A 24,591-nucleotide genomic window follows, 5' to 3' on the forward strand; every position below is an offset into this window, starting at 1 on the left:
AGGCTCCAGCGGCTTATTGGGCCGACAGGTCGGTGCCGAAGTATTTGACCGAGATGGTCTTGTAGGTGCCGTCGGCCTTCATGTCGGCCAGCGCCTTGTTGATGGCGGCCTGCAGCTCGGGGTTGCCCTTGCGGATCAGCACGCCCGAGTTGCTGAATTCGGCGGTCTTGTCGGTGGCGGCGATCTTGACGCGCGCGTTCGGCTTTTGCTTCTTGAAATCCAGGAACGACAGGTTGTCGTTGACCGTGGCTTCGACCCGGCCCGAGGTCAGCAGGTCGATGGCCTCGTTGAAGCCCTGCACCGCGATGACCTGCGCGCCGTGGCTCTGCGCGAGCTTGCCGAAATTGCTGGTCAGCGTGTTGGCCGACTTCTTGCCCTTGAGATCGGCGAAGGACTTGATGCTGGTATTGTCGTCGCGCACGATCAGCACGGCGGCCGAGGAGATGTACGGATCGGAAAAGTCGTACTTGGCGCGGCGCGCGTCGGTGATGCCCACCTGGTTGATCACGGCGTCGTAGCGCTTGGCGTCCAGGCCGGCGATGAGGCCGTCCCACTTGCCTTCGACGAATTGGGCCTTCACGCCCAGGCGCTGGGCGATGGCACGGCCGATGTCCACGTCGAAACCGGTAAGCTCGCCGGATGCGTCGTGGAAAGTGAAGGGAGCGTAGGTGCCTTCGGTGCCGATCTTGAAGACGCCCGCGGCCTTGATCTGGTCCAGGCCGGACTGGGCATGGGCGGCGGACAGGGCGGCGAACTGGACCAGGCCGGCGGCCAGCAGGGTACGGAAGAGTTTCATGGCGGTGCTCCACGGATGGTGGGTATCACTGTGGAGAGCATGCGGGGCTGCGATGCCCTCCGGCGTAGCCGCACTCTAACAACTGGCCTATTTTTCCACAAAGCATAAGGAATAGTAAAAATATAGCGGCAAGTCATATGGTGTTACCCAAGCCCCGGCGCCCAGCCGCCGGGCTCTTTCATGCGGGACCTTGATGGAGATCGGTGTGGAACAGCGATGGAACAGGCGGGCTTTCATGATGGCGGCCGCGGGCGCCGCGGCGGCCGGGGCGATGCCGGCCAGGGGCGCCGACGGCGCGCGGCGCATGCCGGGCGGAGGCAGCATCACGGACGTGGCCGGCCTGCGCGTGGGCCACTACACCGATACGCGCCGCCCGACAGGCTGCACGGTCATCATCGCCGAGGCCGGCGCCACGGGCGGGGTCGACGTGCGCGGCGCGGCGCCCGGCACCCGTGAAACCGACCTGCTTAATCCGATGAACATGGTGGAGCAGGTGCACGCCGTCCTGCTGGCCGGCGGCAGCGCGTTCGGCCTGGACGCGGCCTCCGGCGTCATGCGCTACCTGGAGGAAAAGAAGATCGGTTTCGACGTGGGCGTGGCGCACGTGCCCATCGTGCCGGCGGCCATTCTGTTCGACCTGGGGGTGGGCGACGCCTCGATCCGCCCGGACGCGGCCGCCGGCTACCAGGCCTGCAAGACGGCCAGCGAGCAGGCCTCCGAAGAGGGCAACGTCGGCGCGGGGGCGGGCGCGACGGTGGGCAAGCTGTACGGTCCCAAGCGCGCCATGAAGGGCGGGCTGGGCAGCGCCTCGCTGCGCGTGGCCGGCGTGACCGTGGGCGCCATCGTGGCGGTCAACGCGGTGGGCGACGTGCTGGACCCGTCGACCGGACGCATCCTGGCCGGCGCGCGCACCGCCGACGGCAAGATGCTGCTGGACACCCGCGCCGCCATCCTGGCCGGCGACCTGCCCAAGTCGATGCGCCCGGGCGCGGCCACCACCATCGGCGCGGTCGCCACCGACGCCAGGCTCACCAAGGCGCAGGCGCAGAAGATCGCCGCCATGGCGCACGATGGTCTGGCCCGGACCATCAACCCGATCCACACCATGCTCGACGGCGACACGATCTTTGCGTTGGGCACGGGGGCTTCCGGCAAGACCGCCAACGTCACGCTGCTGGGCGTGATGGCGGCCGAGGCCATGGCCATCGCGGTGCAGCGCGCCATCCTGTCGGCGCGCGCGCTGGAGGGCTATCCGGCCGCGGTGGATTTCATCGTCTGATATTGCGGGTTCGTTCGTCCGCCTGACCCGCCTTTGTCACAGAATCGGCTCATGATTCAAGGTCCGGCGCATGGCCGGCGTGGAGGGGCGCATGTACCAAGGCGAACGACTCAACGGCGCGACGCATCTGGCGGGCCTGGCGCTGGCGGTGGCCGCGTCGGGCGCGCTCATTTCGCGCGCCGCCGAACTCAACGTGAATACCCGCCAGATCGTCGGCTGCGCCGTGTTCGCCGCCTCCATGATCGCGGTCTACGCCTCGTCGGTGCTGTTCCACTGGTCGCGCGGCCGGCGCAAGGCGCTGTGGGCCAAGGCCGACCACAGCGCCATCTACCTGCTGATCGCCGGCACCTACACGCCGCTGGCGTTCGGCCCGGTCCAGCACGGCTGGGGCGCGGCCATGGGCGTGGCCATCTGGCTGCTGGCCGCGCTGGGCATCGGCCGCGAACTCTGGTGGGCGCGCGGGGCGCCGCCGGCGCTGCCGCTCTACCTGACGATGGGCTGGCTGGGCGTGGCGTTCGCCGCGCCCATCGCGGGCTCGCTATCGTCGGCCGGGCTGGCCTGGCTGCTGGCCGGCGCGGCCATCTATACCGCGGGCACGCTGTTCTACGTCAACGACAAGCGCTGGCGCCATGCGCATGGCATCTGGCATCTGTGCGTCATGGGCGGTACGGCCTGCCATTTCGTGACGGTGTTCGGGTTTCTGCATGCGGGGGCGGCTTTCGCCGCCTGACGGGTTTCGCGCGCTCGATATCTGAGTTTTTGCGCAAGGAATTTCGCGCTGCACCCATCCTACGATCCCCGAACGGCGAATGTTCGACGACTCGTAGGATGGGTGCAGCGCGAGAACCCCGACGCAAGAACCCAAGTGAGCGCGCGAAACCCATCAGCCCCAAACCCACCCTAACTCACCGCCACCCTCCCAACGGCAACATCCCGCCGCGGCTCTTCACCTTGCGCATGACGATATGCGAGCAAAGATCCCGCACGCCCGGGATCTTGCTGAGCTTGTCCTCCACGAACTGCGAAAACGCCGCAAGATTGCGGGTGCGCACGGTCAGGATGTAGTTGGACGCGCCCGTCACGATGGAGGCCTCGGTGATTTCGTCGTGCAGCGCGATGCCGGCCAGGAATTCCTCGTGCCAGCCGGGGCGGGACTGGTCCAGCGACACGTGCACCACGGCCTCCAGTTCGAAGCCCAGCTTTTCGCCGTCGAGCACGGCGCGGTAGCCGCGTATCAGGCCGGCTTCTTCCAGCGCGCGCACGCGCCGCAGGCAGGCCGAGGGCGACAGCGCCACCTGCTCGGCCAGGTCCTGGTTGCTGAGGTGGGCGTCTTCCTGCAGGCGGTAAAGAATCCGCTTGTCTATGGCGTCTATCTGCATGGCGCAATCAAATTCTGAAAAAGGCGGTTTCGTGCAATTGGCTGCGGAAACCTAGGGTATTCCGCGCCCGGATTTGCAATATATCAGCCTGCCGGCGCTGATAGTATTTATCGGGAAATATGCCCGAGATGGAGCCGTGATGAATACCCGCGAAGATTGCGTGAACGCCGACCGCCAGGACCCCCTGGCACCCCTCAAAGACCGTTTCGACCTGCCGCCGGGCGTGCTGTACATGGACGGCAATTCGCTGGGCGTGCTGCCCAAGGCCGCCGCCGGCCGCGCGGCCGCCGTGATCGGCCAGGAATGGGGCGCGGGCCTGATCCGCAGCTGGAACACCGCCGGCTGGTTCGAGCTGCCCGCGCGCCTGGGCGACAAGCTGGGCGGCCTGCTGGGCGCGCGCGAAGGCGAGCTGGTGGTCACCGACACGACCTCGCTGAACATTTTCAAGGCGCTGGCCGCCGCGCTGCGCATCCAGCAGCAGAAGCAGCCGGCGCGCCGCGTGATCCTGTCCGAGCGCGACAACTTCCCCACCGATCTGTACATGATCCAGGGCATGATCGACCTGCTGCAGCAGGGCTACGAAATGCGCCTGATCGACGAGCAGCTGCCGCTGGAGGCCGCGCTGGACGATTCCGTGGCGGTGATGCTGCTCTCGCATGTGAACTACCGCAGCGGCCAGATGCACGACATGGCCGCCGTGACCGCGCTGGCGCACGAGCGCGGCGCGCTGGCGATCTGGGACCTGGCGCACGCCGCGGGCGCGGTGCCGGTGGACCTGAACGGCGCCGACGCCGACTTCGCCGTGGGCTGCACCTATAAGTACCTGAACGGCGGCCCCGGATCGCCGGCCTTCATCTGGGTGGCGCCGCGCCACACCAAGGACTTCCGGCAGCCGCTGTCCGGCTGGTGGGGCCATACGCGTCCCTTCGACATGGCGGTGGCCTACGAGCCGGCCGGCGGCATCCGGCGCTACCTGTGCGGCACCCAGCCCATCGTCTCGCTGTCGCTGGTGGAGTGCGGCCTGGACGTGGCGCTGGCGGCCGACATGGCCGAGGTGCGCAGGAAGTCGCTGGCGCTGGGCGACCTGTTCATCGCGCTGGTCGAGGCGCGCTGCGCGGACCATCCGCTGACGCTGGTGACGCCGCGCAACCACGCCGAGCGCGGCAGCCACGTCAGTTTCCGCCATCCCAACGGCTTCGAGGTGATGCAGGCCCTGATCGCGCGCGGCGTCATCGGCGACTACCGCGAGCCCGAGGTGCTGCGCTTCGGCCTCACGCCGCTGTACTTCGGCTATGCCGACGTATGGGATGCGGTCGACATCCTGAAGGACGTGCTGGACAGCCGCGCCTGGGACCGGCCCGAGTTCAAGCTGCGCGCCGCCGTGACCTGAACCGGGACACGGCAGCGACAGATCCGAGCGCGGGCCGCAAAGGCCCTGTATCCAGATAGAGAGCGCAGTACAAGGAGGAGACTATGCCGCAACAACAGGGATTCGGCCGCATCGCCGAACGCGAACAGGGGCTCAAGCGGCGCTTGACCTCGGGGCAGATGAGCATGATCGCCATCGGGGGCGCGATCGGCACGGGGCTGTTTCTGGGCAGCAAGTTCGCCATCGGCTTCGCCGGTCCCAGCGTGATCCTCAGCTACGCCATCGGCGGGGTGATCACGCTGCTGCTGATGGGCTGCCTGGCGGAAATGACGGTGGCGCATTCCACCTCGGGGTCCTTCGGGGCCTATGCCGAACACTACATCGGCCCGCTGGCCGGTTTCCTGGTGCGCTACGCGTACTGGTCCTGCGTGGTGCTGGCGGTGGGCACCGAGGTCACCGCCGTGGCCGAATACATGAAGCTCTGGTTCCCGGGCGTGCCCGGCTGGCAGTGGGTCTGCCTGTTCTCGGCGCTGCTGATCTGCGTGAACGCCATGAGCGTCAAGGCGTTCGGCACCGTGGAGTACTGGTTCTCGACCGTCAAGGTCAGCGCCATCGTGGCCTTCATCATCCTGGGCGCCTACGTGGTCTGGGGCGAGCCCCAGTACGGCGCGGCGCTGTACACCTCGCATGGCGGCTTCTTCCCGAACGGCGTCTGGGGCATGTGGATCGCGGTGGTGATTTCGATCTTCAGCTACCTGAGCGTGGAGATGATCGCGGTGGCCGCGGGCGAGGCCGAGGACCCCGAACGCGCGGTCAAGCAGGCCTTTCGCGCCACCATCGCGCGCCTGGTGGTGTTCTACCTGCTGACGCTGGCGCTGATCCTGGCCATCGTGCCCTGGGACGAGGCCGGCAAGGGCGGCAGCCCCTTCGTGAAGGTGATGCAGTCGCTGGGCATTCCGGGCGCGGCCGACGTCATCAATTTCATCGTGCTGGTGGCGGCGCTGTCGGCCATGAACAGCCAGCTCTACATCACCACGCGCATGATGTTCAGTTTGTCGCGCGCCGGCCATGCGCCGGCGGCGCTGGGGCGGCTGTCGCGCAGCGGCACGCCGCTCAATGCGCTGCTGGTGTCGACCAGCGGCATCGCCATCGCGGCGGTGCTGAACGTGCTGTATCCCGAAACCGCGTTCACGCTGATGATGGCGATTTCGATGTTCGGCGCCTTGTTCACGTGGATGATGATCTTCGTGACGCATTACTTCTTCCGGCGGCGCTGGGCCCGCGACGGCGGCGCGCCGCTGTCGTTCCGCATGCCGGGCTTTCCGGTGCTGACGCTGCTGGGCGCGGCCGCCATGCTGGCCATTCTGGGCACCACGTACTTCACCGGCGTATTCAAGATGACGCTGGTGTTCGGCGTGCCGTTCCTGCTGATTCTGGCGGGGGCCTACGGGCTGTTGCTGCGCAAGCGCGCCGCGCCGGCGGCGCTGCCCTCGCGCCAGCCGGGCGCCTGACGGGACGGGCCGCTTCAGGCGTGCGCCAGGCGGTCTGCGCCGCCCGCCGGCGCGGCGGCGGCCGGTTCCTGCGGCGCCGGCGCGAACACCCGCAGCCGGTGGCCGTCGGGGTCCAGCGCGACGAAGGTGCGGCCGAAGTCCATGTCGGTGGGCGGCTGCAGGATGGGCAGGCCGCGCAGGCTCCAGTCCAGGTGGCGGCGGTCCAGCGTGTCGGCGTCCGGCACGGTGAACGCCAGTTCCGAGGCGCCGCCGCGCCCGGCGGCGGCGGGCTCCACGGTGTGGCGCGACCACAGGCCCAGCATCAGGCCGGAATCCAGCGCGAACAGCGCGAAGGTGGGCGAGCTTTCGATCGGCGGGCGCTGCAGCAGCGCGCTGTAGAACGCGGCGCTGGCGGCCGGCTTGTCCACATAGAGGATGACGAAATTGGTGTCGGACATGATGCGCTCCAGGTGAGTGACGCGCTCATCTTAGACAGCGGTACTGTCAGTTTTTGGCAGTAGTGTTCAAGCCGCCCGGCTGCGGCCGCGCTCGATCGCGCGCCACTCCTTGAGCAGCGCATGGCGGCGCTTGGGATAGCGCGGGCCGGGCGTCAGCGCGGCGATGCGGTCGGTGCGGAAATGGCGGAAATCCTGGCGCAGCTCGCACCAGGCCATGACGATGCGCACGCTGTCGAAAAAGCCCAGCGCGAACGGCCAGATCACGCGCGCCGAATCCGCGCCCTTGTCGTCGCGGTAGCTGATGTCGATCTTGCGCTCGTCGCGGATGGCCTGGCGGATCAGCGACAGGTCCACGCGGTCGACCACGGTCATCATGCTGGGTCCGACCAGCAGCGGGATGGCGTCCAGCCCGTCGCGCAGTTCCGCCGGCAGCACCGCGCCGATCTTGGCCAGCGCGTTGCTGGCGGCCTGCGCCAGCCGGGGGTCGGCGCGGCCCGCGACCCAGCGGGTGCCCAGCACCAGGGCCTCGATTTCCTCGGTGCTGAACATCAGCGGCGGCAGCATGAAGCCGGGCCGCAGCACGTAGCCCACGCCCGGCTCGCCCTCGATCTCGGCGCCCTGCGATTGCAGCGTGGCGATGTCGCGGTACAGGGTGCGGATGCTGACGCCCAGGTCGGCGGCCAGCTGGCGGCCGCTGACGGGGCGGCGATGGCAGCGCAGCGTCTGCAGCAGATCGAGGAGTCGGGCGGTGCGGGACATGGGGCGGGCGGACGGGCCGGAATTACGTAATGCTGCCACGAAATGGCAGCATCCGGGGCCGCGCCGCCCCGGCGTTTCAGCGGCTTGCCGGCTTGCCGCTGGCCACGTCCAGCACCGAGGCGTCTTCCAGGCTGATGCGGTAGATCTCGCGCACCACGTTGCCGGCGAAGCCGATCTCGACGATGGACACGTCCTTGAACGTGGCGGGGATGCCCTCGGGCAGCACGGCGTTGAACTTGGCGGCCTCCTGCGCCATGGCCTCCTGCAGCCGGGCGTCGTACTGCGCCATGCTGTAGACCAGCGTGGTGTGCGGGTTGTGCGCGCGCACCTCCTGGCCGTCCTTCATGACGTTCACGCCGCTCACGCCCACGGACTTGACCAGTTCCTTGCCGGCGTCGCCCATCTTGGCGTAGACCGGGCCGGTGACGCGCGGCAGCGGGCCGTCGCGCAGCGGCGCCAACGCGGCGGTGGCCACGGTGTTGTAGCGCATCATGTCCTCGAAGCCCTGGCCGCTCTTGACCACGCCCAGGTCCAGCCACCACGGATGGCCGGCGCCCTTGGCGGCTTCGGTGGGATAGAAGTTCTTCAGCGTCACCTGCAGCGGCGCCGGCGGCTTGGGCAGGGCCTTGAGCATGCGGGCCGGCGTGGCCGGATCGGCGCTGTGGATGTGCACCACGGTCACGTGCGGCATGTTGGGCGTGTCGGCTTCGGTCTTCAGGCCCAGCTTGAGTAGATCGGCCTTGAGCGTGGGCCGGATCTTGGCGTCCAGTACCGCATTGACGTCCTGGGGCAGGCGGTAGACCACGCCGTAGGTGGCCTGGTGTTCGCGGAACCCGGGCTGGTCCAGCGCGCTGTTGTCGATGGGCGCCGCGGCGTGCGCGGCGGACGTGGAGGCGAACAGGCCGAAAGCGGCCAGCTTGAAGAACACGCGCTTGATCATGGGGATTCCTTTGGGCGGCAGGCCGTGAGAGGCATCCGCAGTGTGCGGCGCGCGGATGTAATGCATATTGCAGCAAACAAAAGAATCCCGATGCCAGCCCCCGCTAGGCCGATGCCAGCGCACTAGCCCAGAAAGACGATGGCGACGATGGCGATGCCCAGCAGCAGGTTCACGCCCACCCAGCGGCGCACGCCGCCCAGGGCCGCGCCGGCGGCGGGCCAGTCCGAGCGCGCCACGGCCGCGTTCAGCCGCGGGTACAGGGCAGCCCGGATGTAGGCATAGATGGCCATCATGACCAGGCCGCCCGCGGCCATCGCCGTCCAGCTGCGCGGCATGAAGAAGGCGCCGCCCGTCTGCGCCGCCTGGGACGCCTCCTGGCCGATCATGGCGACGCCCGACAGCAGGATCAGCACGATGGCCCCCAGCACGGCGTTCAGGAAGGGCCCGAGCACCGAGGCCATCAGCGGCAGGCGCACGGGCGGCTCCAGCCGGGCGACGGCGGGACGCAGGAAACAGTGGGCGAACAGCATGCCGCCGACCCAGAGAATCACGGCCATGACATGGACGAACTTGAGCGCGCTGTAAAGCATGGAACCCGCCTTTGCATGAGGCCGTCGGGACGGCGAAATCTGTCCCCATCATATCTCCGACCGATGCGGCGCGCGGCTCGGCTCGGCGGCTCTAGAATGAGATTGATTGTTATTCGTAAATCAAGCCTCAAGGAGCCTGACGTGCTGAATCCCGTACCCGGCCCGAGCGACGCCGTCCACCTCCTGTATCGCGCGCATCATGGCTGGTTGCGCGGTTGGCTGGGGAGCCGGCTGGGCAATGCTTGCGACGCCGCCGATCTGGCGCAGGACACCTTTGTGCGCGTGCTGCGGCACCGCCACGAGGTGGGCGCGCTGCGCGAGCCGCGCGCCTACCTGACCACGGTCGCCGGCCGCCTGCTCATCAACCATCACCGGCGCCGCTCGGTGGAGCAGGCCTATTTCGAGGCCCTGGCGCTGCTGCCCGATCAGGCGGCTCCGTCCGCCGAGCAGCGCGCGATCGTGCTGCAGGCGCTGCAGGACATCGACGACATGCTGGCGGGCCTGTCCGCGCCGGTGCGCCAGGCTTTTCTGATGGCGCAGCTCGAAGGCCGCAGCCACCACGAAATCGCGGCCAGGCTCAATGTGTCCCTGCGTTCGGTGCGCCGCTACGTGGCCAAGGGGCTCGAACAATGCATCATGGCGGCGGCCTGAACGCACTGCGCGAAACCGCGGGCGAACTGCCGGCGGTGCCGCGCCGCGTGGCGCGCCAGGCCGCGCGCTGGCTGCTGCGCCTGAGCTCGCCGCGGGCCACGCAGGCCGACTGGCTGGCCTGCTGCCGGTGGCGGGCCAGCAGGGCCGAGCACGAACATGCCTGGCAGCGCGCGCAGCGCGTGTACGCGCGTTTCGGACTGATTCCGCCTGCTGTGGGCATGGCGACGCTGGGCCGCCGTGGCCGGTTCGGGCCTGCCGACGGTCATGGTCTCTAGAGGCATGTTTTTGCCTCGTGGATCAAGAGGACGACCATGGCTTACTTTCCCGCAGGCCGCGCAAGCGGCTTCCGACTCGCCGCTACGGCGCTGCTGTCGGCCGCAAGCGCCGGCGCATTGGCCCAGAACGCGGACGCCTTGCGGCAGTTCGCGCCCGTCATCGTGGAGGGCGAGGGCGTAGAAGCCGCGCCCGCCTGGGAAACCCGCAGCAGCCGCGAGCGCCTGGACGATCTGCAAATCCAGGACTGGACCGATCTGGGCAGGCGCGCCGAGCCGGGCGTGAGCTTCAATCGCCAGAACCACAGCATCAATATCCGCGGCCTGGACCAGGACCGCGTGCTGACGCGGGTGGACGGCATCCGCCTGCCATGGCTGGACGACGGCGTGCGCGAAGTGAAGGGCGGACTGGAAGCGGTGGATTTCAACAGCCTTGCGCGGCTGGACGTCGCGCGCGGCGCCGACGCCAGTGGCGGCGGTTCCGGCGCATTTGGCGGCGTCGTCAATATGTACACGCTCGATCCCTCCGACCTGCTGCGCGGCGGCAGGGACTTCGGCGCGCAGGCCGGGGCGGGCCACGATTCCGCCGACACCGGCTGGATAGGCAGCGCGGCGCTGGCCGGCCGCATCCGCAGCAACACCTTGTGGCTCGTGCTGGCGCGGCAGCGCGAAAGCCACGAACGCGATAACCGTGGCGAAGTCGGCGGCTACGGCCCCGATCGCGACAGACCCGACCCCGCGAATCACCGGCAGCGCAGTCTCCTGCTCAAGCTGCAGCAGCGCTTCGAAGGCGGGCACAGGGTCGGCCTGACGGGCGAATTCTTCAAGCGCAACACCGACATCGACAGCCGCTCGGACCAGGGACCCGGCACCAAGTACGAACTCGGCGAAAAACGCAACCGCAGGCAGACGCAGCGCCAGCGCGTGTCGTTCGATTATTCCTATCAGGCGCCGGCGGCCGGCGGCCTGGTCGATACCGCAAGCGTCCTCGTCTACTGGCAGCGCCAGCACCTGGTGCACTCGGCCGACGGCTTGCGCAGCGTCGATCGCCGCGCCTACCTCAAGCCGGGCGACCCGATAGGCTACGGATTCCCCAACGGCCCTTATGGCCGTCGCAATGCCACCTGGCTGGCGCAATTCGGGGCCAGCGCCGAAGCCACCGCGCGCATTACCCACGACGCCGTGGCGCAGTTGTGGACGCTGGGCGCCGAATGGCGCAGCAGCCAGTCCAGCCAGAATTCCAGCGGCTACGACAACTGCCCGACAATGCTTCCGGACCTGCCGAGGAGGTACGGCCCGCGATCCTGCGAACTGCTGCATACCAACCAGGCCGATCGGCCCCGCTCTCGGGGCAGGCAATGGGCCGTGTGGGCGCAGGACGAATTCAGCTTCGTCGACGGCCGCTACACGATCCTGGCCGCCCTGCGCTACGACGGTTACGAGCAGCGGCCGCTGTCCACTACCGACTACCAGCACAATCCGGTCGCGTCCCCCTTGCCGCCGCGCAACCGTGGCGGCCGGCTTTCGCCCAAGCTGCTGGCCACCTGGAAGGCCGCGCGCCATCTGCGCTTCTACGCGCAGTACGCGCACGGCTTCAAGGCGCCCGACGCCACGCAGCTCTTCATCAACTACGGCGGCCCCGAATCGTTGCTGCGCGCGAGCAACCCCTACCTGAAACCCGAGACCAGCAGGGGCTGGGAGCTGGGCGCCAGGCTCGGGTCCGACGCGCTGGGCGCCTCGCTGTCGTGGTTCGACAACCGCTACCGCGACTTCATCGACGCCAGCGCGGTGGTGACCCCGGGTTCGGCGTTGTGGAAGCCGGAATGGGCGGGCGCGTTCCCATGGGGCATCTACGCGACCCAGAACCGGGCCAGGGTGCGCATCTACGGCGCGGACGCCAGCGCCCACTGGCAGTTCGCGCCGGGCTGGCGCGCCTGGGGCTCGCTGGCCTGGGCCGTGGGCAAGGAAACCGACACGGGCACGTTGCTGCCCTCTGTGGCGCCGCTGAAGGCGGTGCTGGGCGTGGGCTACCGTCGCGACGCCTGGGGCCTGGAGGCGCTGTTGACCGCGGTGTTGCGCGCCAAACAGCCCGCGGTCCGCCGGGCCCGGCCCAGGCAGCCCCCGCCGCCGGTTTTCTACGCGCCGGGCTATGGCGTGGCCGACCTGACGGCGTACTGGCGGCCCGGGGCGGTGAAGGGGCTGCTGCTGCGGGCGGGCGTCTTCAATCTGTTCGACAAGAAGTACTGGGACGCCCTTACCGTGCAAAGCCCTGGCGCGCCCTGGATGTCGTCGCGGCCGATCGATTGGCAGACCGAATCGGGTCGCAGCGCCCGTGTTTCGCTGATATACCAGTACTGATCCCGAGCCGTCGGCGGCGGCTTGCGCAACCTGTTGCATCGGTCGGAGGACCACCATGAGCCATACCGATTTCACGTCCCGCGCGCAGGCGCTCAGAGCGCGCGACGAGGCGCTGGCCGCCGCAAGGCCGGGCCTGCGCGCCCGCGACCAGGCCCGGGAGCTGGGCGTCTCCGAAGCCGAGTGGGTGGCCGCCGGCTGCGGCGGCCTGAAGGCCACGGCCCTGCAGGGCGTGCCCCAGGAAATCTTCCGGCAGCTCGGCACGCTGGGCAGGGTCATGGCGCTGACGCGCAACGAGTGGTGCGTGCACGAACGCCACGGCGTCTACCAGGACATCCATGCCGAGAACATGGTGGGGATGGTGCTGGGGCCTGACATCGACCTGCGCATGTTCTTCAGGCGCTGGAAGTCGGCCTGGGCGGTCGAACGCGACGGCAGGCGCAGCCTGCAGTTCTTCGACGGCGAGGGCGTGGCCGTGCACAAGGTGTACACCGATGAAGATTCGGCGGCGGCCTATGACGCGCTGGTCGCCCGCTTTGCGGGCGCGCCGCAATGGCCCGAACCCGAGCCTTACGCGCCGGCGGCCAACGCCGACAGCGTGGCGGACGAGGCGCAATGGCGCGCAGACTGGCTGGCCATGCAGGATATACACGAATTCTTTCCGCTGCTGCGCAAGTTCAAGGTGTCGCGCCTGGCCGGGCTGGCCGCCGCCGGCCCCGACCTGGCGCAGCCCGTGCCCGCGCAATCAGTCGTGCGCATCCTGGAATCGGCGGCGCAGTCGGGGCTGTCCATCATGTGCTTCGTGGGCAACCGGGGCATGGTCCAGATCCATACCGGTCCGATGCGGCAGCTGCGCCGCACCGGCGCCTGGTTCAACGTGCTGGACGCCACCTTCAACCTGCACCTGGACACCGAGGCGATCGCGGCGGCCTGGGTGGTGCACAGGCCCACCGTCGATGGCTGGATCACTTCGCTGGAGCTGTACTCCGGCTCCGGAGAACTGATCGCGCAGTTCTTCGGCGAACGCCGGCCCGGCCGTCGGCAACTGACGCAGTGGCGCACGCTGGTGGAAAGCCTGTGCAGCGTGCCGCTGGCCGCGTGAGCCGCGCGATGCAGACCTGGCTGGCGCTGGCGGCCGGATGGACGATGGCCGTGGCCGCGCATGCGGGGGCGCCCGAGCGGGTGGTGACGCTGGGCGGCAGCGTGACCGAAATCGTCTACGGGCTGGGGCAGGAGGGGCGGCTGGTGGGCGACGACCTCTCCAGCCTTTACCCCGAGGCGGCCACGCGGCTGCCGCATGTCGGCTACTACCGCGCGGTGCCGGTGGAAGGCGTGCTGGCGCTGGAACCCGACCTGGTGCTGGCGTCCGAACAGGCCGGCCCGCCCGAGGCGCTGCGGCGCCTGGCCGAGGTCGGCGTGCGCGTGGTCACCGTGCCCGACCGGCCCTCGGTGGATTCGCTGCAGGCGCGCATTCGCAACGTCGCGGCCGCGCTGGACGCGGCCCCGCAGGGCGAGCGCATGGTCGAGCGCGTCGCGCGCGAACTCGAACGGGCCGAGGCGGTTCCGGCTTCGCGCGCCCGCGCCATCCTGCTGTTCAAGCTGGGCGGGGTGCTGCGCGGCGCCGGAAACGGCACCGCCGCCAACAAGGTCATGACGATGGCGGGCCTGGTCAACGTGCTGCATGACCAGCAAGGCTACAAGCCGATCTCCGCCGAGGCGGTCAGCGCGCTGGCGCCGGACGTGATCGTGGTCACGAAATCCTCGCTGGCGGCCAGCGGCGGCAAGGCCGGGCTGCTTGCCACGCCCGGCATCGCGTCCACGCCGGCCGCCGCGCGCCAGCGCCTGATCGTCATGGACGATCCGCTGCTGCTCGGCATGGGGCCGCGGCTGCCGCAGGCCCTGACCGAACTCAAGCGCGAGGTCGCCGGTGCGATGGCGCGCTAGCGCCGACCGGATCACGCCGCCGCTGGCCCTGCTGCTGCTGGCCCTGGCCGTGATCGTGGCGGCGCTGGCGGCCAGCAGCAGCGGCGCGGTCCGCATTCCGTTGACCGAACTGCCCGCGCTGCTGTGGGGAACGCCGGCGCCCGGCGGCGAACTCTGGCGCAAGGTGCTGATCGACATCCGCCTGCCGCGCGTGCTGTTCGCGCTGGTGGCCGGCGCCGCGCTGGCCGTGTCCGGCGCCGCCATACAGGCGCTGTTCCGCAATCCCCTGGCCGAGCCGGGCCTGATCGGCGTGTCGGCCGGCGGCGCGCTGGGGGCGGTCGGGGCCATCGTGCTGACCTCCGGCGGCTTCTGGATTCTGGCGCCGGCCGCGTTCGCCGGCAGCCTGCTGGCGACGTTCTGCGCCTATGCGCTGGGCCGGCGCGTGCCGGGCGTGGCCGGATTGCTGCTGGCCGGCATCGCGATCAACGCGGTGGCCGGCGCGGCGATCGGCCTGTTCACCTACGTCGCCAACGATACCCAGCTGCGCGACCTGACGTTCTGGAGCATGGGCAGCCTGGCGGGCGCCAACTGGACGCTGCTGGCATTCCTGGGGCCGTGGGTGCTGCTGGTGTCGCTGTGGCTCATGCGCCAATGGCGCGTGATGAACGCCTTGCTGCTGGGCGAGCGCGAGGCCCAGCACCTGGGCTATGCGCTCAGGCGCGTGCGGGCCGGGCTGGTGCTGGCCTGCGCGCTGATCGTCGGCCCGCTGGTGGCGGCCACGGGCGGCATCGCGTTCGTCGGCCTGGTGGTGCCGCACCTGGTGCGCATGACGCTGGGCGCCAACCACCGCTGGCTGCTGCCGGCCTGCGTGCTGGGCGGCGCGCTGGTGCTGGCGCTGGCCGACTGGCTGTCGCGCGTGGCCGTGGCGCCCGCCGAGCTGCCGATCGGCCTGGTCACCAGCCTGGTGGGCGGTCCGTTCTTCCTGTGGCTGCTGGCGCGCGGCAGGCGGCGGGGCTGATGCTGGCGGCCGAAAACCTCACGCTGTCGCGCGGCGGCAGCCGCATCCTGGACCGGGTGTCGCTGGCGCTGCGGCCCGGCGAGGTCGTGGGCCTGCTGGGCGCCAACGGCGCGGGCAAGTCCTCGCTCTTGGCCGCGCTGTCGTGCGAACTGCCGCCCGACGGCGGCCGGGTGGGGCTGGACGGGACCTCCCTGGCGCGGCTGCCGCAGCGGCTGCAGGCCCGCCGGCGCGCCGTGCTGCCGCAAAAGCCCGGGCTGAGCTTCGACCTGGACGTGCGCGAGGTGGTGGCGATGGGCGCCTACCCGTTTCCCGAGCTGCCGCCGGCGGCCGTGGACGCGCTGGTGGAGCAGGCGCTCCGGCGGGCCGACGCCGGCCATCTGCGCGCCCGGCGTTATCCCGAACTGTCCGGGGGCGAACAGCAGCGCGTGCAGTTCGCCCGCGTGCTGGCGCAGTGCGAGGCCGCGCGCGTGCCCGGCGAGGCGCGCTATCTGCTGCTGGACGAACCCACCGCCAGCCTGGACCCCAGGCACCAGGGCGAACTGCTGCGGGCGGCGGCGGAACTGGCGCACGCGGGCCATACCGGCGTACTGGTGATCCTGCACGACATGAACCTGGCCGCGCGCTGGTGCGACCGCCTGCTGCTGCTTTGCGCGGGGCGCGCCATCGCCGCCGGCGCGCCGGCCGAGGTGCTGACGCCGGCCAATCTGCGCCTGGCCTACGGCATCGACGCGCAGGTGATCGCGCATCCGCTGCAGGCCGGGCGCCTGCTGGTGGTGACGGCGTGACGCGGGGCCGGGCGCCGGTAAAATGGCGCTGAATCCCATTTCACCCACCATTGCACAGGACCCGTGTCATGCCTACTTTTGACGTCGTCTCCGAAGTCGACAAACACGAACTCACCAACGCCGTCGACCAGGCCAACCGCGAACTGTCCACCCGCTTCGATTTCAAGGGCACGGACGCCAAGTTCGAACTGGAAGGCTTCGTCGTGACGCAGGTCGCCTCCAGCGCATTCCAGCTCAAGCAGATGCTCGACATCCTGCGCGGCCGCCTGTCGGCGCGCGGCATCGACGTGCGCTGCCTGGACGTGGCCGATCCGCTGGAGAACCTGGGCGGCGCGCGCCAGAAGGTCACCATCAAGCAGGGCATCGAACAGCCGGTGGCCAAGAAGCTCATCGCGGCCATCAAGAACGCCAAGCTCAAGGTGGAATCGCAGATCAACGGCGACAAGCTGCGCATCAGCGGCAAGAAGCGCGACGACCTGCAAACCGCCATCGCGCTGCTGAAAAAGACCGACGTCGACCTGCCGCTGCAGTTCGAGAACTTCCGCGACTGAAGCCCGGCTCCGGGACGCGGCCGATGGGACATTCCAGTGAGTTGCTGCTGATCGTCGAACTGGCGCGCGCCGGCGGCATGTCGGCCGCGGCGCGCGAGCTGGGCGTCACGCCGGCGGCGGTCAGCAAGCGGCTGGCCCAGATCGAGGCGCGCCTGGGCGTGCGGCTGGTCAACCGCAGCACGCGGCGCCTGAGCCTGACGGCCGAAGGCGAGCTCTACCTGGAAAACGCCCGCCGCATCCTGGGCGAGATCGAAGACCTGGACCAGCTGATCGCCAGCCGCCAGGACCGTCCGCGCGGCCTGCTCAAGGTCAACGCGCCGCTGGGGTTCGGCCGCAGCTATATCGCGCCGGCCATCGCCGAGTTCGCGCAGAAATATCCCGAGGTGTCGCTGCAACTGCAGCTGACCGACAGCCCGGCCGATTTCGTGCAGGACGCCTTCGACGTGGCGGTGCGCTTCGGCGACCTGCCCGACACGCGCCTGATCGCCCGCAAGATCGCGCCCAACCGCCGCCTGGTGTGCGCATCGCCCGGCTACCTGAAAGCCCACGGCGTGCCCGCCGCGCCGCATGACCTGACGCGGCACCAGTGCATCGTGCTGCGCCAGAACGAAGCGGCCTACGGCCTGTGGCGCTTCACCAAGGGACGCCGCAGCGAAACCGTGAAGGTGCGCGGCAACCTCAGCAGCAACGACGGCGAAGTCACCCTCACATGGGGCTTGGCGGGCCTGGGCATTCTGCAGCGCGCCGAATGGGATCTGGCGCGCTACCTGCGCAGCGGCCGGCTGGTGCAGGTGCTCAAAGACTACGCCTTGCCGCAGGCGGACATCTACGCCGTGTTTCCCGAGAGGCACCACCTGTCCACCAAGGTGCGGGTGTTCGTGGACTTCCTGGTGGGGTACTTCCAGAAAGGCGCCGAAGGGCAGTGGTAATTCAGGCCGCCCACAGGTGCTGCGCCGCGTAGGCGCGCCACGGCCGCCACGCCTCGGCGCGCGCCAGCAGCTGCGCCGGCGTGTAGGCGCGCGATTCCAGCCGTTCCAGCGCGCGTATCAGGCCGATGTCGGCCGACGGAAACGCATCGGGCTCGCGCAGCTGGCGCAGCGCGATGTATTGCGCCGTCCATTCGCCGATGCCGCGGATCTCGCGCAGCCGCAGCACGGACTCGGCCAGGCTGCCGCCGGCTTCGAACAAATGCCTGTCGGCGACCGCCGCGGCGGCCACCGCCGACAGGGTGGCGGCGCGGCTGCGCGGCATGCCCAGCGACGCGAGCTCGGCGCCGGCCACGGCTTCGGGCAGCGGAAACACGTGCGTGAGCGCGCCGTCGGGCTGCGCCATGGGCGCGCCGTGCGCGGCCACCAGCTTGCCGGCCAGCCGGATCGCGGCGGCGACCGTGATCTGCTGCCCCAGCACGGCGCGCATCGCCAGCTCGAAGCCGTCCCAGGCGCCGGGCACGCGCAGCCCCGGCCTGGCCTGGATCAGCGCGGTCAGGACCGGGTCGCGCGCAAACTGCGCGGCGATGGCCACCGGGTCGCTGGCCAGGTCGAACACGCGGCGCAGCCGCGCGATGATGGCGGGCAGGGCCTGCAGCCGCGGAAAACGCACCACGGCCTGCAAGGCATTGCCGGCGCCGGGCCGCACGCTCACCGTGCCCTGGCTGCCGTCCAGGCAGATGGTGCGCGCGTAGGTGTCGCCCTCGACCCGCTCGACGCCGGGGATGGCGCGCAACCGCAGGAAGTCCAGCATCGCGTCCCAGTCGTAGGGCGGGCGGTAGCGCAGCAGCAGCCTGATCTCGCCGTCCTGCTGCGCGGAGACCTCGGGTTTGCCGGAGCGCCGCAGCTCGCCCGGCGCGCGGCCGAACAGATCGTGGAATATCTCGTTGAAGCGGCGGATGCTGCCGAAGCCCGAGGCGAAGGCGATCTCGGCCATCGGCAGCCGGGTTTCGTGGATCAGCTGCTTGGCCAGCAGCACGCGCCGCGTCTGGGCGACGGCCACCGGCGAAGCGCCCAGGTGCTGGCGGAACTGGCGCCGCAGCTGGCGTTCGCCCACGCCCAGCCGCCGGGCCAGCGCGTCCACGCCGTCCTCGTCCAGCGCGCCGAGTTCGATCAACTGCAGCGCGCGCGACACGCTGTCGGGCAGTTCGTGCCCCGGGCCCAGCTCCGGCGCGGTTTCGGGCCGGCAGCGCAGGCAGGGATGGTAGCCGGCCTCCTGCGCCGCGGCCGCCGTGGCGTAGAACGTCACGTTCTTCGACAGCGGGGTGCGCGCCGGGCAGACCGGGCGGCAATAAATGCCCGTGGTCTTGACGGCCGTGAAGAAGCGGCCGTCGTAACGGGCGTCGCGCACCTGGATGGCGCTGTAGCAGGCGTCGTGGTTCAAGTCCATGCGGCCATGCTAACGCCGCCGCGCGGCTCCGATCTAGCGGTTTTCGGACATTGTTGTGCACGCGGCATTGCTGTCCGAAAACCGCGAGCGCCGGTCCGCGGCCGGTTCTATATTCTGCCCATGTCCATCGCATAACCGGAGCCCGCATGTCCGTGCAGCCGCAGATCTTTTTTCTCGAACGGGCGCCCACGCCCATCGGCCGCATGCTGATCCTCGGCGACGAGCGCGGGCAGCTGCGCGCGGTGGACTGGGAGGACTACGAGCCGCGTATGCACAGGCTGCTGCGCACGCAGTACCGCCGGCAGCCCATCGCGCTGCGCGACGCCGCACAGGCCTCGCCCGCGCGCCGCGCGCTGGAGGCGTACTTCGACGGCGCGGTGCGCGCCATCGACGCGCTGGACGTGGCCACCGGCGGCACCGCTTTCCAGCGCCAGGTCTGGCAGGCCCTGCGCGGCATCGCCGTCGGCGCGCCGATCACGTATGGCGCGCTCGCGCAGCGCATCGCGCGGCCCACGGCCGTGCGCGCGGTGGGGCTGGCCAACGGCGCCAATCCGGTGGGCATCGTCGTGCCCTGCCATCGCGTCGTGGGCGCGGACGCGTCGCTGACCGGCTATGGCGGCGGCCTGCACCGCAAGCGCTGGCTGCTGGAGCACGAGGCGCGCTGGTGCCCGCGATCTTCAACCTGAAGTTAAAGTTGTTTTGAATTCCGGGGCGGCCGCGAACAAAGCGCCTCGGTACAGTGCCGACAGACCCTCACCTGCAAGGAGCCCTGTCGGCATATGAAGACTTACCGCATCGCAACCATTCCCGGCGACGGCATCGGCAAGGAAGTGATTCCGGCCGGCCGCCGGGTCATGCAGGAACTGGCCGGACAGGGCGGCCTGCGTTTCGAGTTCGAGGATTTCGACTGGGGCGGCGACTACTACCGCAAGCACGGCGTCATGATGCCGGCCGACGGCCTGGACGCGCTGCGCGACAAGGACGCGATCCTGTTCGGTTCCGCCGGCGATCCGCACATCGCCGACCACATCACGCTGTGGGGCCTGAGGCTGAAGATCTGCCAGGGCTTCGACCAGTACGCCAACGTGCGCCCCACGCGCATCCTGCCCGGCATCGACGCCCCGCTCAAGCGCTGCGCGCCGGCGCAGCTGGATTGGGTGATCGTGCGCGAGAACTCCGAAGGCGAATATTCGGGCGTGGGCGGCCGCGTGCACCAGGGCCATCCCATCGAAGCGGCGACCGACGTGTCCATCATGACCCGCGCCGGCGTCGAGCGTATCCTGCGCTTCGCGTTCCGGCTGGCGCAGTCGCGCCCGCGCAAGCTGCTGACCGTCATCACCAAATCCAACGCGCAGCGCCACGCCATGGTGATGTGGGACGAGATCGCGCTGCAGGTCAGCCGCGAATTTCCGGACGTGACCTGGGACAAGGAACTGGTCGACGCCGCCACCGCCCGCATGGTCAACCGCCCGGCGTCGCTGGACACCATCGTCGCCACCAATCTGCACGCCGACATCCTGAGCGACCTGGCGGCGGCGCTGGCCGGCAGCCTGGGCATCGCGCCCACCGGCAACATCGATCCCGAGCGCCGCTATCCGTCCATGTTCGAGCCCATCCACGGATCGGCCTTCGACATCATGGGCAAGGGCCTGGCCAATCCGGTGGGCACGTTCTGGTCGGTGGTCATGCTGCTGGAGCACCTGGGCGAAACCCAGGCGGCCGCGCGGCTCATGCAGGCCATCGAAAGCGTCACCGCCGATCCGGCGCTGCACACCGGCGATCTGGGCGGCAGCGCGACCACGGAGCAGGTCACTGCGGCGGTCTGCGCCAAGCTGGCCGCGCTGGCGCCGGCCCGCGCGGCCTGAGGCGCCGGCGACACGGCCATACCCATAACGAGGAGACAACCATGCACAAGAAAGCCGTTCGCGCGCGCGCCCTGGCGTTCGCCTGTCTGTTGGGCCTGTCTTTCGCCGGCGCCGCGTCGGCGCAAACCTATCCGGCGCGGCCGATCAACCTGGTGGTGCCGTTCCCGGCCGGCGGCACCACCGACGTGCTGGCCCGCGCGCTGGGCCAGGAACTGAGCAAGAGCCTGGGCCAGCCGGTGGTGGTGGAGAACAAGCCGGGCGCCGGCTCCACGCTGGGTGCCGACTACGTGGCTAAGGCCGCGCCCGACGGCTACACGCTGCTGATGGGGGCGGTGCACCACACCATCGCCACCAGCGTCTACAAGAGCCTGCATTACGACTTCCAGAAGGATTTCGCGCCGGTCACGACGGTGGCCCTGGTGCCCAACGTGCTGGTGGTCAATCCCAGGCTGGAGGCCAGGGACGTCCAGGGCCTGCTGACGATGGCGCGGGCCGCGCCCGGCAAGCTGACCTTCGGATCGAACGGCATGGGCACCGGCCAGCACCTGATCGGCGCGCAGTTCGAGAAAGAAGGCCACGTGAAGCTGCTGCACGTGCCCTACAAGGGCAGCGGCCCGCTGACCACGGACTTGCTGGGCGGGCAGATCGACATGTCGTTCGACACCATCACGCCGGTGCTGGCGCACATCCAGAGCGGCAAGCTGCGCGCGCTGGCCGTGACCACGAACAAGCGTTCGGCGGCCCTGCCCGACGTGCCCACGATGGAGGAGGCCGGCCTCAAGCCCTTCGACATGGGCACGTGGTTCGGCGTGCTGGCGCCGGCGGCCGTGCCCAAGGAGGTGGTGCAGCGGCTGAATGCGGAGATGGTGAAGATCATCCGCTCGCCGGATTTCTCGCGCCGCATGGCGGAGATCGGCGCCGTGCCCATCGGCGACAGCCCGGCCGAAATGCAGGCCCGCATCGGGACCGACACCGCGAATTACGCCAAGCTGGTCAAGGAAGCCAAGGTCGCGATCAACTGACGTCAGGCGCGGATCCAGCCGCGCGCGATGGGCAGGGCCAGCAGCTTGCGGTACACGGCCTGGGCGAAGTCGGTCAGCGGCGCGCCCGCGCGGTTCCACAGCGGCACGGCCGCCGCCGCGGCCAGCGGAGCCAGGGCCAGGCCGCCGGCGATGTCCAGCGGGAAATGCACGCCCAGGTACACCCGCGAGACGCCGACCGCCACGGCCAGCGCCAGCGCGGCCCAGCCCAGGCCCGCCCAGCGCCGGTCGAAGATCAGCGCCCAGGCCAGGGTGGCGATGATGATGGTGTGGTTGCTGGGAAACGACGAAGTCGCGGCATGCGAGAAAAACGCATGGCCCAGCCCGATGACGAAGGGGCGGGGGTGCGGCCACAGCGCGCCGCACAGATAGCTGGCGAACAGCCCCAGGGCCACGCTGGCCAGGGCCTTGAGCGCCAGGTCGCGCTGGGCCGCGCCGCCCCACAGCCAGGCCGCGGCCAATCCGGCCGGGACCAGCAGGATCAAGCGGTTGGCCACCAGCATGGCGGCGTGCAGCTGCCATGCCGGCGTGGCCGGGTCGGCGTTGAGCAGCAGGAACAGGGACTGGTTAAGGTTTTCCAGGGAATTCATGACACGTCATCGCAGCGTAATAAATGAATAGCCACGATGGTAGTGAGGATTCCCGTCAGTCTGCTTACAAAATGCGCCGAATCCCGTGGTTTTACTTCTGGATGCGATTGCCCTGCGCGTCGATCACCGGCTCGCCGTCTTCCTTGGCGAAAGCGCCTTTTTGCGGGGCCGGCAGGATGTCCAGCACCAGTTCCGACGGGCGGCACAGGCGCGCGCCCAGCGGCGTGGAGACGAAGGGGCGGTTGAGCAGGATCGGGTGCTGCTCGATGGCGTCCAGCAGCGCCTCGTCAGAGAGGGAAGCGTCGTCCAGGCCCAGTTCGTGGTAGGGCGTGCCTTTTTCCCGCAGGGCGTCGCGCACGCCGATGCCGGCCCGCTTGAACAGGGCCTTCAGGGTGTCGCGCGAGGGCGGGGTTTCCAGGTACAGCACGACCTCGGGTTCGATGCCGGCGTTACGGATCATGGCCAGGGTATTGCGGGAGGTGCCGCACTTGGGGTTGTGATAGATGGTTACGTCGGACATGTCAGGCTCCTCTTTCCGGTGAATCGTCATGCGAGGCAGTGAGCATAGTGCATTCGCGCCCGGGCTTCAGGCACGCAGCTTCCTGCCCAGGCGGCGCCAGCCGATGACCGCGCCCGTCAGACTCAGCGCCGCGCCGCCCAGGCTCAGGAAGATCAGCAGCGCGTCCCACAGCGGGCGGCGGGCCAGCAGGCCGGTCCAGTCCCAGCTGTGCAGGAAGGCGAACAGCCAGCGGCTGGCGCGCGCGCCGCTGTCCTGGCGTGCCAGGATCTGGCCGGTGCGCGGGTCCAGGTAGACCCAGGTCGCGCGCGCGTCGCCGAACACCGCGCGCCAGGCCGGCAGCGGTTTTTCGACGTGACCCAGCATCGCGTGCGCATCGCGCGCGTAGTAGTAGAAGTCGTAGGCGTCCAGTTCTTCGATGCGCAGCAGCGGCGCGCCGGGCAGCAGCCGGGCGGCCGCGTCGCGCAGCGCCGCCGGGTCCAGGCTGATTGGCGCGGCGGCGCGCGCCGACAGCACTTGCGGCGCGCCCGGCCCGCTGCGCGCCAGCGCCAGGTCGCGGCCCTGCGCGCGGGCCCAGGTCAATTCGCGCGGGGGCGCGGGCAGGGCGGCGATCAGCGCCTCCGGCGCGGCCAGCGGCGGCCCTGCCTCGGGCTGGCCGGCGTAGGCCGCCGTCGCCAGCGGCGCCTGGTGGCCCGAGAAGATCTTCCATGGATTCATGGACATCAGCCCGCTGAAGATCCAGGTGATGGTGATGACGGCGAACAGCAGCCCGCTCAGGTGGTGCCAGCGCATCATGGACTCGCGGTAGGGCGAGCGGCTGCCGCTGGCGTAGGGCCGCGAGAAGCGCCAACGCAGCAGGCCCACCACGGTGCCGGTCAGCGCCAGCAGCACGCCGGCTACGGACAGCCACACGACGGCGTCGTGCCACCACGGGTCCAGGGCGTTGCCGCGCAGCGGATAGAGCCAGTGGATCCAGGCGCCCGCGTAGTTCCACATGCGTTCGGCGCGCGTGGCGTCGCGCACCACCATGCCGGTGGCCGAGGACACGTACAGGCGCGTGCCCGCCGGATCGTCCAGCTCCAGCCGGTGCAGCGGGCGGTCGGGGTCGAGCGCGCGGGAATGGGTATGGGCGTCCTCGTCGACCAGGCCGTCGTAGCGCGCGGCGTAACGGCCGCCGGACCAGGCCGCGGCCGTGGCCTGCGCGACCGCGGCGTCGGCGCGGGGCAGCAGCGCGCCGGTCGCCGCGTCCACCACCTTGGGCGCTTCGCGCCGGCCGCCGGGCACCAAATAGACCGGGGCGCCGCCGCGCGCGGCGGCCAGGGTCAGTCCGGGCGCGTCGGCCGCGCCCGCGGCCGCCAGCGCCTGGGCCGGCGTCACGGCGATGGCGGCGGCGTCCAGCGCGGGCAGGTGGGCCAGCCGCTCCTGCGGCGTCAGCTTGGGATAGCCGACGTACATCATCACCACGCCCGAAACGAACCACATGGCGAAGAACAGGCACAGCACGATGCCGGCCCAGCGGTGGGTCAGGTAGAGCCAGCGCTTGACGCGGGCGGCGGGCGGCGCGGAAGAGGAGGCTTTCATGATGGGC

26 protein-coding genes are annotated in these 24,591 nt (G+C 69.9%); 16 read left to right on the forward strand and 10 right to left on the reverse strand.

Annotated features, from left to right (window positions below):
- Window positions 1-13: 13 nt before the first annotated feature.
- On the reverse strand, window positions 14-796 hold the full coding sequence (locus AC1M14_RS05335) for an amino acid ABC transporter substrate-binding protein (protein ID WP_102773791.1): 783 nt from the start codon (window positions 794-796) through the stop codon (window positions 14-16).
- Window positions 797-989: 193 nt separating this feature from the next.
- On the opposite strand from AC1M14_RS05335, the gene AC1M14_RS05340 reads away from it, so the two are divergent.
- Both AC1M14_RS05340 and trhA read left to right on the forward strand, forming a co-directional pair.
- Entirely contained in the window at window positions 990-2,075 is a 1,086-nt protein-coding gene (locus tag AC1M14_RS05340; protein WP_210405804.1) for a P1 family peptidase, read from the forward strand.
- Between the two features lie 91 nt (window positions 2,076-2,166).
- Window positions 2,167-2,805, forward strand: a complete 639-nt coding sequence (gene trhA, locus AC1M14_RS05345; RefSeq protein ID WP_102774151.1) for a PAQR family membrane homeostasis protein TrhA — start codon at window positions 2,167-2,169, stop codon at window positions 2,803-2,805.
- Between the two features lie 175 nt (window positions 2,806-2,980).
- On the opposite strand, the gene AC1M14_RS05350 is transcribed toward trhA, so the two are convergent.
- Window positions 2,981-3,454 (reverse strand): Lrp/AsnC family transcriptional regulator, encoded by a 474-nt coding sequence (locus AC1M14_RS05350; RefSeq protein ID WP_102773789.1) that lies wholly within the window; start codon window positions 3,452-3,454, stop codon window positions 2,981-2,983.
- Window positions 3,455-3,593: 139 nt separating this feature from the next.
- Between AC1M14_RS05350 and kynU the strand changes: the two genes are divergently transcribed.
- The gene (kynU, locus tag AC1M14_RS05355) at window positions 3,594-4,844 is read left to right on the forward strand and encodes a kynureninase (protein ID WP_102773788.1); all 1,251 of its coding nucleotides are present in this window, start codon (window positions 3,594-3,596) and stop codon (window positions 4,842-4,844) included.
- 83 nt (window positions 4,845-4,927) lie between these two features.
- Window positions 4,928-6,334 carry an amino acid permease gene (locus AC1M14_RS05360; RefSeq protein WP_102773787.1) on the forward strand — a complete coding sequence of 469 codons (1,407 nt, stop codon included), beginning with the start codon at window positions 4,928-4,930 and terminating at the stop codon, window positions 6,332-6,334.
- Window positions 6,335-6,348: 14 nt separating this feature from the next.
- Here the strand turns inward: AC1M14_RS05360 and AC1M14_RS05365 are convergent, their stop codons facing one another.
- The 4 genes from AC1M14_RS05365 to AC1M14_RS05380 all read right to left on the reverse strand — a co-directional run bounded on the left by AC1M14_RS05365 (window position 6,349) and on the right by AC1M14_RS05380 (window position 9,060).
- Entirely contained in the window at window positions 6,349-6,771 is a 423-nt protein-coding gene (locus tag AC1M14_RS05365; protein WP_102773786.1) for a VOC family protein, read from the reverse strand.
- Between the two features lie 66 nt (window positions 6,772-6,837).
- Window positions 6,838-7,530 carry a helix-turn-helix transcriptional regulator gene (locus tag AC1M14_RS05370; protein WP_102773785.1) on the reverse strand — a complete coding sequence of 231 codons (693 nt, stop codon included), beginning with the start codon at window positions 7,528-7,530 and terminating at the stop codon, window positions 6,838-6,840.
- Window positions 7,531-7,606: 76 nt separating this feature from the next.
- Entirely contained in the window at window positions 7,607-8,470 is an 864-nt protein-coding gene (locus AC1M14_RS05375; protein WP_479731159.1) for a hypothetical protein, read from the reverse strand.
- A 122-nt stretch (window positions 8,471-8,592) separates the two neighbouring features.
- Window positions 8,593-9,060 carry a CopD family protein gene (locus AC1M14_RS05380; RefSeq protein WP_111825714.1) on the reverse strand — a complete coding sequence of 156 codons (468 nt, stop codon included), beginning with the start codon at window positions 9,058-9,060 and terminating at the stop codon, window positions 8,593-8,595.
- A 141-nt stretch (window positions 9,061-9,201) separates the two neighbouring features.
- On the opposite strand from AC1M14_RS05380, the gene AC1M14_RS05385 reads away from it, so the two are divergent.
- The 9 genes from AC1M14_RS05385 (at window position 9,202) to AC1M14_RS05425 (ending at window position 17,544) form a co-directional block, all read left to right on the forward strand.
- Window positions 9,202-9,711: a sigma-70 family RNA polymerase sigma factor gene (locus tag AC1M14_RS05385; protein WP_246842443.1), complete on the forward strand. Its 510-nt coding sequence runs from the start codon at window positions 9,202-9,204 to the stop codon at window positions 9,709-9,711.
- Entirely contained in the window at window positions 9,690-9,986 is a 297-nt protein-coding gene (locus AC1M14_RS05390; RefSeq protein WP_102773781.1) for a FecR/PupR family sigma factor regulator, read from the forward strand. The genes AC1M14_RS05385 and AC1M14_RS05390 overlap by 22 nt, the downstream gene beginning before the upstream one ends.
- Before the next feature lie 36 nt (window positions 9,987-10,022).
- Window positions 10,023-12,341, forward strand: a complete 2,319-nt coding sequence (locus AC1M14_RS05395; protein ID WP_479731160.1) for a TonB-dependent hemoglobin/transferrin/lactoferrin family receptor — start codon at window positions 10,023-10,025, stop codon at window positions 12,339-12,341.
- A 55-nt stretch (window positions 12,342-12,396) separates the two neighbouring features.
- Window positions 12,397-13,440, forward strand: a complete 1,044-nt coding sequence (locus tag AC1M14_RS05400; protein WP_479731161.1) for a hemin-degrading factor — start codon at window positions 12,397-12,399, stop codon at window positions 13,438-13,440.
- A gap of 8 nt (window positions 13,441-13,448) precedes the next feature.
- Window positions 13,449-14,282 (forward strand): heme/hemin ABC transporter substrate-binding protein, encoded by an 834-nt coding sequence (locus tag AC1M14_RS05405; protein ID WP_102774150.1) that lies wholly within the window; start codon window positions 13,449-13,451, stop codon window positions 14,280-14,282.
- Window positions 14,283-14,304: 22 nt separating this feature from the next.
- The gene (locus tag AC1M14_RS05410; protein ID WP_479731786.1) at window positions 14,305-15,279 is read left to right on the forward strand and encodes a FecCD family ABC transporter permease; all 975 of its coding nucleotides are present in this window, start codon (window positions 14,305-14,307) and stop codon (window positions 15,277-15,279) included.
- Window positions 15,276-16,064 carry a heme ABC transporter ATP-binding protein gene (locus AC1M14_RS05415; protein ID WP_479731787.1) on the forward strand — a complete coding sequence of 263 codons (789 nt, stop codon included), beginning with the start codon at window positions 15,276-15,278 and terminating at the stop codon, window positions 16,062-16,064. The genes AC1M14_RS05410 and AC1M14_RS05415 overlap by 4 nt, the downstream gene beginning before the upstream one ends.
- 68 nt (window positions 16,065-16,132) lie before the next feature.
- Window positions 16,133-16,615 (forward strand): YajQ family cyclic di-GMP-binding protein, encoded by a 483-nt coding sequence (locus tag AC1M14_RS05420; RefSeq protein ID WP_102773778.1) that lies wholly within the window; start codon window positions 16,133-16,135, stop codon window positions 16,613-16,615.
- Window positions 16,616-16,638: 23 nt separating this feature from the next.
- A complete protein-coding gene (locus AC1M14_RS05425) occupies window positions 16,639-17,544 on the forward strand; it encodes a LysR family transcriptional regulator (RefSeq protein WP_102773777.1) in 906 nt (301 codons plus the stop codon).
- 1 nt (window position 17,545) lies between these two features.
- On the opposite strand, the gene AC1M14_RS05430 is transcribed toward AC1M14_RS05425, so the two are convergent.
- Complete coding sequence (locus tag AC1M14_RS05430) at window positions 17,546-18,991, reverse strand: AlkA N-terminal domain-containing protein (protein WP_479731162.1); 1,446 nt, start codon at window positions 18,989-18,991, stop codon at window positions 17,546-17,548.
- 146 nt (window positions 18,992-19,137) lie between these two features.
- On the opposite strand from AC1M14_RS05430, the gene AC1M14_RS05435 reads away from it, so the two are divergent.
- The 3 genes from AC1M14_RS05435 to AC1M14_RS05445 all read left to right on the forward strand — a co-directional run bounded on the left by AC1M14_RS05435 (window position 19,138) and on the right by AC1M14_RS05445 (window position 21,878).
- Window positions 19,138-19,677: a methylated-DNA--[protein]-cysteine S-methyltransferase gene (locus AC1M14_RS05435; RefSeq protein ID WP_479731163.1), complete on the forward strand. Its 540-nt coding sequence runs from the start codon at window positions 19,138-19,140 to the stop codon at window positions 19,675-19,677.
- A 93-nt stretch (window positions 19,678-19,770) separates the two neighbouring features.
- Window positions 19,771-20,856: a tartrate dehydrogenase gene (locus AC1M14_RS05440; protein WP_102773774.1), complete on the forward strand. Its 1,086-nt coding sequence runs from the start codon at window positions 19,771-19,773 to the stop codon at window positions 20,854-20,856.
- Between the two features lie 41 nt (window positions 20,857-20,897).
- Entirely contained in the window at window positions 20,898-21,878 is a 981-nt protein-coding gene (locus AC1M14_RS05445) for a tripartite tricarboxylate transporter substrate binding protein (RefSeq protein WP_209165726.1), read from the forward strand.
- 2 nt (window positions 21,879-21,880) lie between these two features.
- On the opposite strand, the gene AC1M14_RS05450 is transcribed toward AC1M14_RS05445, so the two are convergent.
- The 3 genes from AC1M14_RS05450 to AC1M14_RS05460 all read right to left on the reverse strand — a co-directional run bounded on the left by AC1M14_RS05450 (window position 21,881) and on the right by AC1M14_RS05460 (window position 24,584).
- Window positions 21,881-22,486 (reverse strand): phosphatase PAP2 family protein, encoded by a 606-nt coding sequence (locus tag AC1M14_RS05450; protein ID WP_102773773.1) that lies wholly within the window; start codon window positions 22,484-22,486, stop codon window positions 21,881-21,883.
- A gap of 91 nt (window positions 22,487-22,577) precedes the next feature.
- Complete coding sequence (gene arsC, locus AC1M14_RS05455) at window positions 22,578-23,006, reverse strand: arsenate reductase (glutaredoxin) (protein ID WP_111825707.1); 429 nt, start codon at window positions 23,004-23,006, stop codon at window positions 22,578-22,580.
- 66 nt (window positions 23,007-23,072) lie between these two features.
- Window positions 23,073-24,584 carry a PepSY domain-containing protein gene (locus tag AC1M14_RS05460; protein WP_479731164.1) on the reverse strand — a complete coding sequence of 504 codons (1,512 nt, stop codon included), beginning with the start codon at window positions 24,582-24,584 and terminating at the stop codon, window positions 23,073-23,075.
- Window positions 24,585-24,591 lie beyond the last annotated feature (7 nt).

Source organism: Achromobacter sp. SX5, from assembly GCF_056711425.1.

Coding starts and splice junctions, on each gene's coding strand:
- AC1M14_RS05335 (WP_102773791.1), bottom strand. CDS start 796: ATGAAACTCTTCCGTACCCTGCTGGCCGCCGGCCTGGTCCAGTTCGCC.
- AC1M14_RS05340 (WP_210405804.1), top strand. CDS start 990: ATGGAGATCGGTGTGGAACAGCGATGGAACAGGCGGGCTTTCATGATG.
- trhA (WP_102774151.1), top strand. CDS start 2,167: ATGTACCAAGGCGAACGACTCAACGGCGCGACGCATCTGGCGGGCCTG.
- AC1M14_RS05350 (WP_102773789.1), bottom strand. CDS start 3,454: ATGCAGATAGACGCCATAGACAAGCGGATTCTTTACCGCCTGCAGGAA.
- kynU (WP_102773788.1), top strand. CDS start 3,594: ATGAATACCCGCGAAGATTGCGTGAACGCCGACCGCCAGGACCCCCTG.
- AC1M14_RS05360 (WP_102773787.1), top strand. CDS start 4,928: ATGCCGCAACAACAGGGATTCGGCCGCATCGCCGAACGCGAACAGGGG.
- AC1M14_RS05365 (WP_102773786.1), bottom strand. CDS start 6,771: ATGTCCGACACCAATTTCGTCATCCTCTATGTGGACAAGCCGGCCGCC.
- AC1M14_RS05370 (WP_102773785.1), bottom strand. CDS start 7,530: ATGTCCCGCACCGCCCGACTCCTCGATCTGCTGCAGACGCTGCGCTGC.
- AC1M14_RS05375 (WP_479731159.1), bottom strand. CDS start 8,470: ATGATCAAGCGCGTGTTCTTCAAGCTGGCCGCTTTCGGCCTGTTCGCC.
- AC1M14_RS05380 (WP_111825714.1), bottom strand. CDS start 9,060: ATGCTTTACAGCGCGCTCAAGTTCGTCCATGTCATGGCCGTGATTCTC.
- AC1M14_RS05390 (WP_102773781.1), top strand. CDS start 9,690: ATGCATCATGGCGGCGGCCTGAACGCACTGCGCGAAACCGCGGGCGAA.
- AC1M14_RS05395 (WP_479731160.1), top strand. CDS start 10,023: ATGGCTTACTTTCCCGCAGGCCGCGCAAGCGGCTTCCGACTCGCCGCT.
- AC1M14_RS05400 (WP_479731161.1), top strand. CDS start 12,397: ATGAGCCATACCGATTTCACGTCCCGCGCGCAGGCGCTCAGAGCGCGC.
- AC1M14_RS05405 (WP_102774150.1), top strand. CDS start 13,449: ATGCAGACCTGGCTGGCGCTGGCGGCCGGATGGACGATGGCCGTGGCC.
- AC1M14_RS05420 (WP_102773778.1), top strand. CDS start 16,133: ATGCCTACTTTTGACGTCGTCTCCGAAGTCGACAAACACGAACTCACC.
- AC1M14_RS05425 (WP_102773777.1), top strand. CDS start 16,639: ATGGGACATTCCAGTGAGTTGCTGCTGATCGTCGAACTGGCGCGCGCC.
- AC1M14_RS05430 (WP_479731162.1), bottom strand. CDS start 18,991: ATGGACTTGAACCACGACGCCTGCTACAGCGCCATCCAGGTGCGCGAC.
- AC1M14_RS05435 (WP_479731163.1), top strand. CDS start 19,138: ATGTCCGTGCAGCCGCAGATCTTTTTTCTCGAACGGGCGCCCACGCCC.
- AC1M14_RS05440 (WP_102773774.1), top strand. CDS start 19,771: ATGAAGACTTACCGCATCGCAACCATTCCCGGCGACGGCATCGGCAAG.
- AC1M14_RS05445 (WP_209165726.1), top strand. CDS start 20,898: ATGCACAAGAAAGCCGTTCGCGCGCGCGCCCTGGCGTTCGCCTGTCTG.
- AC1M14_RS05450 (WP_102773773.1), bottom strand. CDS start 22,486: ATGAATTCCCTGGAAAACCTTAACCAGTCCCTGTTCCTGCTGCTCAAC.
- arsC (WP_111825707.1), bottom strand. CDS start 23,006: ATGTCCGACGTAACCATCTATCACAACCCCAAGTGCGGCACCTCCCGC.
- AC1M14_RS05460 (WP_479731164.1), bottom strand. CDS start 24,584: ATGAAAGCCTCCTCTTCCGCGCCGCCCGCCGCCCGCGTCAAGCGCTGG.